This window comes from Brevundimonas sp. BH3, assembly GCF_045345115.1.
GTDB lineage: Bacteria > Pseudomonadota > Alphaproteobacteria > Caulobacterales > Caulobacteraceae > Brevundimonas.
Genome location: NZ_CP150796.1, coordinates 2,615,001 through 2,628,847, shown reverse-complemented (window position 1 = coordinate 2,628,847; position 13,847 = coordinate 2,615,001). Strand labels below are relative to the sequence as shown.

The 13,847-nt window shown below is 58.4% G+C and carries 11 protein-coding genes (1 of these 11 only partly in view); 2 read left to right on the top strand and 9 right to left on the bottom strand.

Annotated elements, in window-relative coordinates; all coding sequences use genetic code 11:
- Nucleotides 1-12: 12 nt before the first annotated feature.
- From mnhG to WEU32_RS12855, 7 genes are all read right to left on the bottom strand, one after another.
- Nucleotides 13-372: a monovalent cation/H(+) antiporter subunit G gene (gene mnhG / locus WEU32_RS12885; RefSeq protein ID WP_406852176.1), complete on the bottom strand. Its 360-nt coding sequence runs from the start codon at nt 370-372 to the stop codon at nt 13-15.
- Entirely contained in the window at nt 372-656 is a 285-nt protein-coding gene (locus tag WEU32_RS12880; protein ID WP_406852175.1) for a K+/H+ antiporter subunit F, read from the bottom strand. The genes mnhG and WEU32_RS12880 overlap by 1 nt, the downstream gene beginning before the upstream one ends.
- Nucleotides 653-1,168 (bottom strand): Na+/H+ antiporter subunit E, encoded by a 516-nt coding sequence (locus WEU32_RS12875; RefSeq protein WP_406852174.1) that lies wholly within the window; start codon nt 1,166-1,168, stop codon nt 653-655. The genes WEU32_RS12880 and WEU32_RS12875 overlap by 4 nt, the downstream gene beginning before the upstream one ends.
- Entirely contained in the window at nt 1,168-2,769 is a 1,602-nt protein-coding gene (locus tag WEU32_RS12870; protein ID WP_406852173.1) for a monovalent cation/H+ antiporter subunit D, read from the bottom strand. The genes WEU32_RS12875 and WEU32_RS12870 overlap by 1 nt, the downstream gene beginning before the upstream one ends.
- Complete coding sequence (locus tag WEU32_RS12865) at nt 2,766-3,104, bottom strand: Na+/H+ antiporter subunit C (protein ID WP_312139072.1); 339 nt, start codon at nt 3,102-3,104, stop codon at nt 2,766-2,768. Before WEU32_RS12865 ends, WEU32_RS12870 begins: the two co-directional genes overlap by 4 nt.
- Complete coding sequence (locus WEU32_RS12860) at nt 3,104-6,019, bottom strand: monovalent cation/H+ antiporter subunit A (protein ID WP_406852172.1); 2,916 nt, start codon at nt 6,017-6,019, stop codon at nt 3,104-3,106. Before WEU32_RS12860 ends, WEU32_RS12865 begins: the two co-directional genes overlap by 1 nt.
- Nucleotides 6,020-6,271: 252 nt before the next feature.
- Nucleotides 6,272-6,895 carry a TetR/AcrR family transcriptional regulator gene (locus WEU32_RS12855; protein WP_312139076.1) on the bottom strand — a complete coding sequence of 208 codons (624 nt, stop codon included), beginning with the start codon at nt 6,893-6,895 and terminating at the stop codon, nt 6,272-6,274.
- A 60-nt stretch (nt 6,896-6,955) separates the two neighbouring features.
- Here WEU32_RS12855 and WEU32_RS12850 point away from each other — a divergent pair, with 60 nt between their 5' ends.
- On the top strand, nt 6,956-7,762 hold the full coding sequence (locus WEU32_RS12850) for a Coq4 family protein (RefSeq protein WP_406852171.1): 807 nt from the start codon (nt 6,956-6,958) through the stop codon (nt 7,760-7,762).
- A gap of 66 nt (nt 7,763-7,828) precedes the next feature.
- Here WEU32_RS12850 and WEU32_RS12845 read toward each other — a convergent pair whose 3' ends face one another.
- The gene (locus WEU32_RS12845; RefSeq protein ID WP_406852170.1) at nt 7,829-8,689 is read right to left on the bottom strand and encodes a bile acid:sodium symporter family protein; all 861 of its coding nucleotides are present in this window, start codon (nt 8,687-8,689) and stop codon (nt 7,829-7,831) included.
- Nucleotides 8,690-8,774: 85 nt separating this feature from the next.
- Nucleotides 8,775-10,451 (bottom strand): FAD-binding dehydrogenase, encoded by a 1,677-nt coding sequence (locus WEU32_RS12840; protein WP_406852169.1) that lies wholly within the window; start codon nt 10,449-10,451, stop codon nt 8,775-8,777.
- Between the two features lie 416 nt (nt 10,452-10,867).
- Between WEU32_RS12840 and WEU32_RS12835 the strand changes: the two genes are divergently transcribed.
- Nucleotides 10,868-13,847 carry the 5' portion of a TonB-dependent receptor gene (locus WEU32_RS12835; RefSeq protein ID WP_406852168.1) on the top strand. It continues 29 nt past the right edge of the window, so 2,980 of the gene's 3,009 nt are visible here — the first part of the coding sequence; the start codon lies at nt 10,868-10,870; the stop codon falls past the right edge of the window.

The following is a 13,847-nucleotide window of genomic DNA, read 5'->3' as shown; positions in this document are numbered from 1 at the left end:
TTTGCAGGGGGTTTACATGTCGTCCTTGGGAACGCCTTCGCGACCTTCGACGCGATCTCGATAGATGGAGGCACGAGCCAAAAGGATCATGGTGACGGGCGTTGTGACCGTCAGAAAAATCGCGATCAGCAATGGCTTGAGCGTCAGGCGGCCTTCGGCAAAGCTGAAATAGATCATCATAGCGACCACGATGGTGGCCATACCCATTGTGGAAGCCAGTGTCGGCGCATGCAGGCGCTCATACATGGTCTTAAGCGTCTTGAGACCGATACTGCCCAGCAGCGCCAAAAGCGCGCCGAAAATACAAAGAGCCGTAACGGTTATGGCGGCCCACATGGGCAGGTCGGGCATATGTTCGGGGGCGGTCAGCATTATTCGATCACCTCGCCACGCATCAGGAATTTGGCCAGTGCGACTGTGGACGTAAAGCCGATGACGGCCAGTATCAGGGCGGTTTCGAAATAGGCGTTCAAGCCCATGCGGATGCAGTGGACGAGGATCAGCAGCATGGCGTTCACATACAGCGTATCCAGACCGAGCACCCTGTCCTGAGCGCGTGGGCCTATCAGGATACGCCACGCGCAAACCAGCATGGACAGGGCCAGAACCACCTGTGCGAAACCGGTGCCCCAATAGACAATGGCGGCGGGCGTCATGGGAAGATCTCCATCAGCAGGCGCTCATAGCGGTTATGCAGGATGGCCTTCCAGTCATCCTCTTCGCGCAGGTCCAGCACATGTAGCAGCAGGACGCGGGAATAGCGGTCATACTGGACCCATGTGGTACCGGGTGTACTGGTGACGATGATGGCCAGACAGGCCAGCGCATAACGGTTGCTGCATTCCAGCGGGATGTTGACGAAGCCCGCTTTGCGTACTGCCTTGCGATGACCCAGAATGATTTTGGCGGTGTTCCAGTTCGACACCAGAATGTCGATCTTTAGTCGCCATAACAGCCTGATAATGGCGACCGGATTGCGCACCTTGACCATGTCCGGTTCCAGCACCCGCATGACCTGAGGCACCAGAAGCGCGACAATCAGGGCAATGGTGGCGTGACCGGCCCCTGCGGGCGAGGCCATAAGCATCCAGACAAGGAACAAGGCCACAGACAAGATGGGGTGTGGCAAAACTTGTTGGCCAATGCGGCGTAGAGCGGAGGCGATCATTACAGGCGCCCTTTCAGGACCGCCGCGACGTAGTCGCCGGGGCGGGTGAGCCAGTCGCCGGTATGCTCGGCATAGGACAGGGCTGCGCCGCCCGCGACCGTCAGCCACAGACAGCAGGCAATCAATCCGCCAATGGCCACAAATTCGGGACTGCGGACCACAAGGATATTGTCCTCTTCGCGTTTCCAGAAACCGTCGATGCCGAAACGAACCAGTGCGATCAGAGTGGCGAAACTGGAGAAGGTCAGGATGCCTATGACCCACCAGCTGGCTGGCAGGTTGGCCCCGTTATCTTCGAGAAGGCCGATGAAAATGCCCAGCTTGCCGATGAAGCCAGCCAGAGGCGGCATGGAGGCGACAACCAGCGCTGCCAGCGCAAAGAAGGCCCCCAAGAGAGCCAGAGAGCGGGGCATGACACGACCCACCTCTTCGACATCATCGGCCTCGAACGGGTCGGTATATTCGTCATCGAAAAAGGCATCGCTGCCAATGGCAGCACGGTCTTCGCCGCGCACCAGAATCTCGGCGATCAGGAATAGGGCTGCCGAAGCCAGCGTCGAGGCTGTCATATAGAAGAGCGCGCCGCCAAGGGCGTTTGCCTGACCCAAACCGACAATGGCCAGGACGGTGCCGGAAGAGGCCATGACAGCATAGCCGATGACCCGCTCCAGACGCTGGGCGGCGATGACGCCGGCACCGCCGAAAATGACAGTCGCCAGACCCAGTACCAGAAGCACCGACTGGCCCAGACCCGCACTGTCACCGCTATCGGGGTGGAACATCAGCATCGACAGGCGCAGCAGCACATAAACCCCAACCTTGGATAGTAGGGTAAAGACCGCCGCGACCGGCGCACTGGCGGCTGAATAGGCTCCCGGCAACCACAGACCCAGCGGCCACGCCGCCGCCTTGATGAGGAAGGCGATACCGAGAATGGCGCAACCGGCTTCGAACAGGGCGCGGTCTTCGGCGGCGATATAGGGCACACGCGCGGCAAGGTCGGCCATGTTCAGCGCACCGACCGTGCCATAGACCAGCGCCACCCCGATCAGGAAGAACAGCGAGGCGGTCAGGTTGATGGCCACATAGCCCAGTCCGGCCCGCACGCGCTTTTCACCCGAGCCATGCAGCAACAGCCCGTAGGAGGCGGCCAGCATGACTTCAAAGAAAACGAACAGGTTGAACAGGTCGCCGGTCAGTACCGCGCCGTTCACGCCCATCATCAGCAACAGATAAAGGGCGTGGAAACGCGGCCCTGCACGGTCCCAGCGCGCCAGCGCAAAGATCAGGCCCGCCGCACCGACGACGGCAATCAGGGCCAGCATCAGGGTGGAAAGACGGTCGGCCACCAGAACGATACCGAACGGTGCGGCCCAGTTACCCAGACTATAGACGCGGGCCGTATCGCTGCCGCCGGAGCCGCCGACACTGGCTTCCTGAAGCAGCAACAGGGCCGTGCCGAGAATGGCGGCGCAAACGGCCAGACTGAGGGCAGCCTTGGTCTTGTAGCGCTGCTCCTTGAGCAACAGCATGATGGCCGCTGCCATCAGGGGCAGAATAATGGGCAGGATGGTGAGGTGTTCGAGGAGTGACGGCGTCATTCGGATTCATGCCCGTCAACATGGTCGGTGCCGGTGATGCCCCGGGCGGTTAACAGCACCACAAGATAAAGAGCGGTCAGGGCAAAGGAGATGACGATAGCCGTCAGTACCAGCGCCTGTGGAACAGGATCGGCATAGGCGGAAGGTTCTATCTTGCCTGGATGCACCAGAGGGGGCGCACCGGCCTTGAGGCGGCCCATGGCAAAGATGAACAGGTTGACGGCATAGCCCAGCAGGCCAAGGCCGATAATGACCTGGAAGGTTCGCGGGCGCAGCAGCAGCCAGACGCCCGAGGCGGTCAGGATGCCGATGCCGATGGCCAGGATGATTTCCATCAGACGCCCTCCTCTGGCGCTTCGACTGGCTCGATTTCACGGGCGGTACGCAAGGACTGGTGGGCGATAGCGGTCAGCATCAGCACGGTGGCCCCAACCACCAGCAGGGCGACGCCAAGATCGAAGATGACGGCCGTGGCCAGAGGCACCTTCTCGACCCAAGGCAGGCTGCCATACTGGAAATAGGTGGTCAGGAACGGATAGTTGAACAGCCACGAGGCCATGCCGGTCAGGGTGGTGATCAACAGGCCGCCGCCAATCCAGTAGAGCGGGCGGATACGCAGGCGTTCTTCTACCCAACGTGCACCTTCGGCCATGTATTGCAGGATAAAGGCGACCGACATGGCCACACCGGCGGCAAAGCCTCCGCCCGGTAGGTCATGCCCGCGCAAGAACAGGTGCAGGGCCAAAAGGATGATGAAGGGGAAGGTCCACTTCATCACAACCGAAGGGATCAGCATGGTTTCGTGCAAGGTATCGCCCGACTGGCGCTGTTCGTGCAGCTTGTCGTGGCGGTCCTGAACGCGGCGCTGTTCGGTAATGCCTCGGCTTTCTTCGGCAGGGCGGAAGCGACGCAGCAAGGCCCAGATGGTCAGGCCCACAATGCCCAACACCGTGATCTCGCCCAGCGTGTCAAAGGCACGGAAGTCCACCAGCAGGACGTTGACGACATTTCGCCCGCCGCCGCGCGGATAGGATTCTTCGAGTAGGAAGTTGGACAGATGGCTGCCACCGGGGCGGGTCATGACGGCAAAGGCCATGGTGGCCATGCCCAGACCGGCGAGGGTCGCAATGGTGAGGTCCATGGCGCGGCGACGGCGCGAGGCAAAATCGGTCTTGGACGGTGCCATGGCGACCGAGCGCTTCGGTAGCCAGCGCAGACCCAAAAGCAGCAGGACGCCGGTGACGATTTCCACCAATATCTGGGTCACGGCCAGATCGGGGGCCGAGAACCACACAAAGGTCAGGGCACTGACCACACCGCATCCGGCCATCAGGATGACGGCGGCGAGGCGATGGTATTTTGCCTGCCATGCGGCGGCCAGTGCGCAAACACTGGCGACGATCCAGATCAGGGTAAAGCTGATGCCGGGGCGCTGGATGGCGATGCCAGCCTCTTTCATGCCCAGGCCGCCAAAGCCCGCGGCGACAAGTCCGGCAAGGATGGCAGCAATGACCAGCACACGAATACGCCACTGCTGCTTTTTGGAGCCGAGTTGCAGCACCATCCATTCGGCGCTGATATTCATCCAGCGCATGGCGCGGTCAAAGGCGCGGGCACCGCTGAAACGGCCGACAATCCATGCCTTGTCGGCACGGTTGATACGCTTGCCAAACAGCACATAGGCGGTGGTGCCACCGATCAGGGCGATGAAGCTCATCAGCAGAGGCAGGTTGAAGCCATGCCAGATCGACAGGCTGTAATAGGGGGTGGCGTCACCCAGTACCGACTTGACCGCAAAGCCGAGCACCGGCGCAATCGTCAGGGCCGGAATGGTGCCGACAACCACGCAGATCAGAACCAGCAACTCGATCGGGAAGCGCATCCAGCGCGGCGGCTCATGCGGGGACTTGGGCAGGTCGGTTGCTGGCGGGCCAAAGAAGACCTGATGGATGAAACGCACCGAATACAAAACCGACAGGGCGCTGGCCAAGGTGGCCAGAACCGGCACCATCAGCGAGAAATCGCGGCCCTCTGGGGCTTGCAAGGCTTCGGCAAGGAACATTTCCTTGGACAGGAAGCCGTTCAGCAACGGTACACCGGCCATGGCGGCAGCGGCCACAATGGCCAGTGCCGCCGTATAGGGCATGGTCTTGCGAAGGCCTGACAGTTTGCGCAGGTCACGCGTGCCGGTTTCATGGTCGATCACACCGGCGGCCATGAACAGCGAGGCCTTGAAGGTGGCGTGGTTGACGATGTGGAATATGGCCGCCACCAGAGCCAGCGGCGTGCCCATGCCCAGTAGCAGGGTAATCAGGCCCAGATGGCTGATGGTGGAATAGGCCAGAAGACCCTTGAGATCGTTCTGGAACACGGCGGTCCATGCACCGAACAGCAGGGTGAACATCCCCGCGCCGCCAACGATATAGCCCCATTCGGGAGTGCCAGCGAGTACAGGCCAGAAACGCACCAGCAGGAAAACGCCGGCTTTCACCATGGTGGCCGAGTGCAGATAGGCACTGACGGGGGTGGGGGCAGCCATGGCGCGCGGCAGCCAGAAATGGAACGGGAACTGGGCGCTCTTGGTCAGGGCCCCCATCAGGATCAGGCACAGGGCTGGAAGATAGAGCGGGCTGTTCTTGATGACGTCGCCGGAGGCCAGCACGACATCCAGATCGAAGCTACCGGCAATACGGCCCAGAACCACGACACCGGCCAGAAGGCAAAGACCGCCAAGAGCTGTAACCGTGAGGGCCATGCGCGCGCCATTTTGGGCGGATTCAGAGTGGTTCCAGTAGCCGATCAGAAGGAAGGAGAAGAAGCTGGTCAGCTCCCAGAAGAGGACCATCTGGATCATGTCGCCGGACATGACCACACCGGTCATCGCCCCCATGAAGGCCATCAGGAACGAGAAGAAACGCGGAACCGGATCTTCGGGCGACATGTAGTAGCGCGCATAGAGGACCACCAGCGCACCGATGGCCTGAACGATCAGGGCAAACAGCCATGCGAAGCCGTCAAGACGCAGGCGGAAGGCGATGTCCAGAGTGGGCAGCCATTCCACGCCGAAGCGCGCGACCTCGCCCGAGGCGATGACCGGATACAGGCACAGCAGGGCGATGACGCCGATGAGTGATGTAGCCGAGGCCAATGACGCGGCGGCATTTCGGGCCTTGGTCGGCAAGAAGCTTGCCGCAATTGCTGCAATAAAGGGGGAGGCAAAGGGTATCAGCAGCAAGATGGCCTGATTCATCCGCGGGCACGTCTCCGAATGTCTGGGTGCAGGGGAAGCCCTGCGACAGGAATAAAAAATATAGGAGTGGATGCGACTTTGAACGGCACATCCGGAATGTGAAGGAGCATCCGTGGTTTAGATAAGCCACGGTAGCCTTTGTTTTCTAACAAAGAGGAACGCCCCTGTCCGATCACTAAATCGCCAGAGTATGAAAAAGAAGAGCGTTTTAACGGGAAATGATGAGGCGAATTGACGCCTTGGGTCCCGAACTTAGGAAGGAACGCTGTTCTTGGCTAAGAAACTGGGTAGGAGCTGCGCCACAACATTGCGGCTGGCATCTTCGTCCTGATCCAGCATGTCGCGCAGGGGCTGGCCGATCAGGGCCTCACCAAAGGCGGTCAGAGCGATGAACAGCACGGCACCACCAATGGCCTTGGGAGGCAGGCGGTCGCCATTGCCGATCTTGGTGTCGATGGCCTTGACCAAATCCTGAACCGCGATCCGTACAGGCTCCAGATGGGTCAGATCGCCCGACAGGGCAATCCATGCCGCCAGTCTTCCGGCACCGCCCGCGGTGAAGGCCTCGAACACGGCATTGACGACTTCGAGCGGTGCGCCCTCGTCTGTTCGCAGGCGTTCCACAGCGTCCTGTATAGCACTGGCCAGATCATGGACCATTGAACCCATCAGGGCCGATTGCAGTCCGCTGGCAGACCCGAAATGGTGGATCAGGTTGGCGTGGGTCACGCCGATACGGCCTGCCACAGCCGACAGGGTCACCGCATCCGGTCCGCCGCTGAGCAGCAGGGCGCGGGCTTCGGTTATGGCTTCGCGGCGCGCTTCCTCGGGCGAGCGACGGCGACGACGCGGGCGGACTTGTGTTTCAATTGACATTAATGTAAATGACATCCCTGTAGATAATGTGTCTTACGCCCCAAACAGGAGGGACTTCAAGTGGCGACACTCACCGCTCAAGTTTCCGTAGCGGAAATCATGCCTCAAAAGGGGCTTCGCTCACGTTCTGCGGCCGTTCAAATGCGCAAGACCATGCAGCCATTGCGCGCCTTTAAGGCTGTACGCAGATTGATCGCTGACAAGGATGATACCGAGCAAGTTTTTGAAATTATGAATGCTTTGGTAGGGCGTTCAACCCAGTGGGGCTATCGTCGCCTGTTGATGACCCCGGGGGGTGGAGAGGTCGCCTACCAACGGACAGAACTGGCCGATGTGTTCCAAGATCACAATTACTTGCGCAGCCTGCCAGAAGGCAGTCTTGGGCGGGCCTATCTGGCCTTTATCGAGGCGCAGGACTTCTCGGCCTATGGACTGGCGGACGAAAGCCGCAAGGTGGCCGACAGCGAGATCGAGGCGGCCCACCCACATGCCTGGTATGCGCGGCGTCTGCGTGATGTGCATGATGTGTGGCATGTGCTGACCGGCTATGGAGCCAATGCTCTGGGGGAAGGGTGTCTGGTGGCATTTTCCCTGCCCCAAACCCGCAGCAAGGGTTTTGGCGTAATCGCTTTTGCGGTGGCGCTACAATTTGCCCGTGCCCGTACCGGCTATCCCTGTGCGCGTGCGGTTTGGCAGGCATGGCGTGACGGCCGCAAGGCGGCATGGCTGCCGGCTCAGGACTATGCCACTCTGATGGCCATGCCTTTGGAAGAGGCGAGGCGTGTACTGCGTATTCCCGAACCGCGTCTCTATAATAGGGTACCGGCAGAATTGCTGAATGCCTATGCGGGGGCCAAGGCCGCCTAAGAACGCTTGGCACCGACTATATATAAAGTGAAGGCCGATAGCGGATGGCTATCGGCCTTCGTGGTTTCAGGTGGCTGATCCGCGCCGTGTCAGAAAGACACCGAAGGCAGCGGCCAGCGGGAACATCATCACCCCGTATATGGCGGCGGGCAGGCTCATCTCGGGGCTGCGTAGCACCGACTGGGCGATGACAATGGCCAAGGTCGCATTGTGCAGTCCTACCTCGAAGGCACTGGCGACGGCCTGCTTATGGGGGATTTTCAGCAAGCGCGGCACGAAGAAGCCCAGAGACAGGCTGAGCAAACAGAACAGAGCCACAATCCCGACCAGACTGCCCAGATGCTGCATCAGGGCTTCACGGCCAGAGAGGGCAGCGCCCAGAATGACCACGCTTAGGATCAGGATCGAACCCAGCCGTACCGGCTTGTCCATGGCACGGGCAAAGCGGGGATAGAAGCGGCGTACTGTCATGCCGATGGCAACGGGCACCAGCACAATTAGAAAGACTTCGAGCGTCTTTTTGAACTGTAGACCGACCTGCATGTCGCCGGGCTGGAAATAGGCCACGGCCAGATTGACGATGATCGGCAGGGTGACGACGGCAATCACGGAGTTGATCGCGGTCAGGCTGATATTCAGAGCCACATCGCCGCGGAACAGGTGGCTATAGAGGTTGGCGGTGGTGCCGCCCGGCGATGCCGCCAGCAACATCATGCCCACGGCCATCAGCGGCGGTAGACCAAAAGCGATACATAGGCCGAAACATACCAGAGGCAGCAACAGAAGCTGACAGCCCAGAGCAACCACGGCGGCCTTGGGTCTTTGGGCGACGCGCACAAAATCTGCGGGCGTTAAATCCAGTCCGAGGCCGAACATGATAATGCCCAGCGCAACCGGAAGCCCGATCAGTACAATAGATGAATCCATAAACGTCTGCCTCCCCGCAGCCGTATGGAGCCGGACCTATGATCCGGCGCGGTTGATTTATAGGTGCCGCCTAGTGCGGCCGTAATCAGAGCGTCCCGTTCAGGTCGCGTCCGGCGTTCAGGCCGGAAAAGATACAGCCCCCGAGGAAGGTCCCCTCCAGAGCATTGTATCCATGCACACCTCCGCCGCCGAAACCAGCGGCTTCGCCTGCGGCGTACAGACCATCGAACACAGTTCCGTCAGGGCGAAGGACGCGCGATGACAGATCGGTCTGTAACCCGCCCAGAGATTTGCGCGTCAATGTATGCAGTTTGATGCCGATGAGCGGGCCGTGTTTCGGGTCCAGCAGCTTGTGCGGCTTGGCGGTGCGGGCCAGTCGGTCGCCTAGATAGCGGCGGCTGTTATGGATGCCCTGTATCTGCACATCCTTGGCATAGGGGTTGTCCACCTGTGCATCTCGGTCCTCGATCTGGCGGCGGATCAGGGCGGCATCCAGCAGTGGGGTGTCGGTCAGACCGTTCATCTTGGCCACCAGCTCTTCCAGCGTATCGGCGGTGACAAAGTCCTCGCCCTTCTGGCGGAAGGCCTCGACCTCGGCGGGCGGTTGTGACGACAGGCGTGACTTGAAAACGGCCAGCTTCTTGCGGTCGGTGATGTCGAGATTCTGCTCCGATCCCGACAGGGCGAACTCCTTGGCCATGATATCGCGGGTGACGATGAACCAGCTATGGTCGTGTTCGGCGATATCGGGCGTGGTGCGCAGATATTTCAGCGTCGCCACGGTGTCGTAACCGGGCAGGGCGGGGAAGGGCAGACGCCGCCCCAGCGCATCCAGCCATAGCGGCGACGGTCCGGGCAGAATGCGGATGGCATGCTTTGGCCAGACCGGATCCCAGTTTTTGACGCCTTCGACATAGTGCCACATGCGGTCGCGGTTCACGATGCGGCCACCGGCCTGTTCGGCAATGTCCAGCATCCGGCCATCCACATGGGCGGGAACGCCGGTGATCATTTGCTTAGGCGGTTTGCCAAGGCGGGCGGGCCAGTATTTGCGGACAAGTTCGTGATTGCCGCCAATGCCGCCCGTCGCCAGCACAACCGCAGGGGCGCGTAGAGTAAAGCTGCCGACCGCTGTCCGGTTAGAAGGCATGGCCCGCGCGGCATTGTCGGGGGCCAGAACCGTGCCGGTCACGCCTGTAACTTTGTCCGCCTCGACAATCAGATCATCGACCTGATGACGGTGGTAGAAGGTGAGCGTTCCATCATCTGCGGCCTCGCGGGCGCTTTGGGCGAAGGGTTCGGAAACGCCGGTGCCGGTACCCCATGCGACGTGAAAACGAGGGACCGAATTGCCGTGACCGTCGGCACGGCCCGATCCGCGTTCGGCCCAACCCACCATGGGGGTCAGGCTGATGCCATTGTCCCTGAGCCAATTGCGTTTTTCGCCCGCGGCAAACTCGACATAGGCGCGGCCCCATTGCTTGGCCCAATAGTCTTCGTCTTGCGGGCCGGACAGCCGATCCCATCCGGCACTGCCACACCAGTCCCGCCATGCCAGATCGAGGCTGTCGCGCACGCCGAGGCGTCGTTGCTCGGGGCTGTTGACCAGAAACAAACCGCCGAAGGACCAGAAGGCCTGACCGCCCAGATTGTGGGCATTTTCCTGATCCACCAGCGCCACTTTACGGCCTTTACGGCGTAGTTCGTGTGCAGCCACCAGTCCGGCTAGTCCTGCGCCTATAATAATGACATCGGCATCCATGAGGGCTTTCCTGCGGTCGTGAGCATGACGAAATCGGTGGCAACCGAGAACGACATTATGTGATGCAGATGTAAGGGGCTAAAAATAAGCACGTCAATATTGACATCATAGTAAACAATGTCATTTTAAGCAGGCTTCGTTTCCTCCGAACCGTGGCTGATGACAGCGGTATCGGCATCCTCGCCGCCTCATCATTCCTGCTGATGCGTCTAACTCCGGCGCTATTCTGGGCCGCCCATGAGGGCGGCCCCTTTTTTGTCGTAGAACAAAAAACCTTGCCAGCAAATCCTATTAGACAGTGATGTAAACAGGTATTGACAGCTGAGTGAGTAGGTGGATTTATAAATCGCAGGTATGCGAGTGATCCGCCCAGCCGCATTCCAGAAACCAGGCGGAGATTAAGGGGGGCAATACGATTGCGTTTTGCCCCCGCATGGGGAGGTTTTAATCGCATGGGGCAACTCAAGCGCGCTCACACCAAGTGGGTAGTCACGGCTTCTGTGCTCGCTCTGACGAGCGGGATTTCTCATCTTGCCTATGCGCAAGACCTGGAACCCACTTCTGTAGGTGAGATTATTGTTACCGCTCAAAAGCGTGAGCAGTCCATTCGGGATGTGCCGATTGCAGTATCGGCTTTGAGTGCTGAAAATCTGGACTCCATGAAGATTGAAGGCGGCTCGGAACTGCTGCGCGCCATTCCGAACGTGACCTTCTCGAAGTCCAACTTCTCCATGTATAATTTTGCCATTCGCGGTATCGGCACCAAGGCGCTTTCGGCGGCTTCCGACCCTGCTGTGGCGGTGAGCTTCAACAATACGCCTCTACTGCGCAACCGCCTGTTCGAATCGGAATATCTAGATGTGAACCGCGTCGAGGTTCTGCGCGGTCCGCAAGGCACTCTGTATGGCCGTAACGCGACGGCAGGTGTCGTCAACATGCTGCCCAATCTGCCCAGACCCGACTTCGAGGCATTGGCCAAGGCCGAGGCGGGAAATTATGGCACCCTGCGCGGTCAGGCCATGATCAACATCCCGCTGACCGACACCTTCTGGGTGCGCGCGGCGGGCAGCGTCACGTCGCGCGACGGCTTCGATCACAATACCTTTAAAGACGAGGACGTGAACGGGCGCGAACTATGGTCAACGCGTCTTTCTGCGGCGTGGGAACCAACGGACCGCTTCCGCGCCAATCTGCTCTGGGAGCATTTCGAGGAAGATGATGATCGCCTGCGTACGGGTAAACAGCTTTGTACACGTGCGCCCAGTATGACGCGGATCGGATCGACCGATATTCCAGCTGAAACCCAAGGCCGCTTCAGTCAGGGTTGTCTACCGGGCTCATTGTATGACGATGCCGCCTATAGTGCGCCAAATGGTGCCGGTATGGCCCAGATGTTTATGCTGAATAGTATTAGTCTAGGTTTTAAGCCACCACTACCGGGGGAGTTTTTTGGTGAAGGCGTAGGTGCTGTTAATCCTGCTATCGATCCCTATGCAGGGGTTACGCAGTCGAAAAACCTGCGTGAAATCGCGACCGCCTATGATCCGCGCTATGTGGCAACTAACGATGTTGTTCAATTGAATCTGGAATTAGATATCAACGAAAAACTGCGTCTTTATTCGCAAACAGCGTATTCGAAAGACGAGTTCTGGGCGACGCAAGACTATGCCCGATACATGTCGAACGAGATTTTCAACAGCAGTGACGGTCTTCAGGATTTATTCGGGAATCCTATGATTGGCGGTCCTGCGCCAGACGGTTACTATACCGACCCTCAATTGGGGGCTTCTCGCCGTATGGAGTCGGTCGATCTAAGTCAATCGGATAATCGCCAATGGTATCAGGAATTCCGTCTTCAATCCGATCTTGATGGTCGTTTCAATTTTATACTTGGTGCGAACTATCTAGATTTTAAAACTCAGGATGATTATTATGTATTCAATAATACATTTAATTATCTTGCAGAATATTTTTACGGACGCGTTATTCCTGGCCAACTCGACAAAATTGAAACCAGAAAATGTACGGATGGGTCGGTCGATGAATGTATATATGTAGATTATTCATCGATTGATAATCTTGCTGGTGACGGACACAACTATTTTAGAAGCAAAAATGAAGTCCACACCCAATCATGGGCTGTGTTCGGTGAGGGGTATTGGGACATTGGTGATAACAAGCGCTTAACCATTGGTCTGCGCTATACTGATGATACCAAAACCACGACGCCATACCCAAGCCAGTTGCTTCTGGGCTCATTAGATGCTTTGGGCTTTGGTCCTCTTTCGGGGGGCTCGTCCGTACGAGGCTATCCGGCAGATCCCGAAGTTAAACAAAGCTGGGAAGCGCTCACCGGGCGTGCTGTTTTCGACTGGAAACCGGTTGATGGTCTGATGCTCTACGCATCCTATAGCCGTGGCTATAAGGGTGGCGGCACGAACCCGCCACGGGCTGGTATCAATCAGCAGGTTGTCCAATATCAGCCATTGGCGGAATCCTTTGAGCCTGAATATGTGAATGCCTTCGAGTTTGGCTCCAAATTCCTGAACTCGACAGGCAGTTTCGGTCTGAACGTCACGGCCTTCTATTATGACTATACGGACTATCAGGTTTCGCAGATCGTTGACCGTATCTCGTTGAACGAGAATTTTGACGCTACCTCGGCGGGGGTAGAGTTCGAAGCCATCTGGCGTCCGACGCCAAACTTCCGCATGGATGCCAATGTGGGCTTCCTGAAGACCCAGATTGGTGAAGGTGAAGGTTCGATTGATGTGATGAACCGTACGCAGGGGAATGAGGACTGGCTGGTTATCCGTCCTTGGGTTCAGGTGCCATCCAACTGTATTGCGCCTAAGCACATGGTGGAGGCGATCTATGCTCACCCCATTACGAATGCGCTTCAATCATATGCCTTGTCCGCACTGTGCGGTGGATCGAAACGTATTGGATCTTTCAGCCCGGACTTCCCGGCGGATGCGATTATCTACCAATATGATTTCTGGACGGGACTTGAATATAACCCGCTGACCGATGCACCGAATGGCGGGCGTGGCTTCGAGGCGGATATTTCGGGTAACGAGCTCCCCAACGCGCCGCGGTGGACTGTAAACATAGGTGCTCAGTACACTTGGCACTTCTCCGGCTCTGAATTGACATTACGCGGGGATTATTACCGTCAAGCGGATAGCTATTTCCGTGTCTACAACACCGAATATGATGAAATTCGGGGTTGGGACAATGTGAACCTGGCGGCAACCTGGGAATTCCCGGAGCGCAATCTCGCTGTTCAAGCATATGTCAAAAACCTGTTCGATGACGCGCCTATCGTAGATGCCTTCACCAACAGCGATGACTCTATGCTGACGACCAATGTGTTTACGCTGGATCCGCGTTTGT

Excerpts from the sequence above, each read along its gene's own strand:
- mnhG (WP_406852176.1), bottom strand. The coding sequence starts at position 372 with ATGCTGACCGCCCCCGAACATATGCCCGACCTGCCCATGTGGGCCGCC.
- WEU32_RS12880 (WP_406852175.1), bottom strand. The coding sequence starts at position 656 with ATGACGCCCGCCGCCATTGTCTATTGGGGCACCGGTTTCGCACAGGTG.
- WEU32_RS12875 (WP_406852174.1), bottom strand. The coding sequence starts at position 1,168 with ATGATCGCCTCCGCTCTACGCCGCATTGGCCAACAAGTTTTGCCACAC.
- WEU32_RS12870 (WP_406852173.1), bottom strand. The coding sequence starts at position 2,769 with ATGACGCCGTCACTCCTCGAACACCTCACCATCCTGCCCATTATTCTG.
- WEU32_RS12865 (WP_312139072.1), bottom strand. The coding sequence starts at position 3,104 with ATGGAAATCATCCTGGCCATCGGCATCGGCATCCTGACCGCCTCGGGC.
- WEU32_RS12860 (WP_406852172.1), bottom strand. The coding sequence starts at position 6,019 with ATGAATCAGGCCATCTTGCTGCTGATACCCTTTGCCTCCCCCTTTATT.
- WEU32_RS12855 (WP_312139076.1), bottom strand. The coding sequence starts at position 6,895 with ATGTCAATTGAAACACAAGTCCGCCCGCGTCGTCGCCGTCGCTCGCCC.
- WEU32_RS12845 (WP_406852170.1), bottom strand. The coding sequence starts at position 8,689 with ATGGATTCATCTATTGTACTGATCGGGCTTCCGGTTGCGCTGGGCATT.
- WEU32_RS12840 (WP_406852169.1), bottom strand. The coding sequence starts at position 10,451 with ATGGATGCCGATGTCATTATTATAGGCGCAGGACTAGCCGGACTGGTG.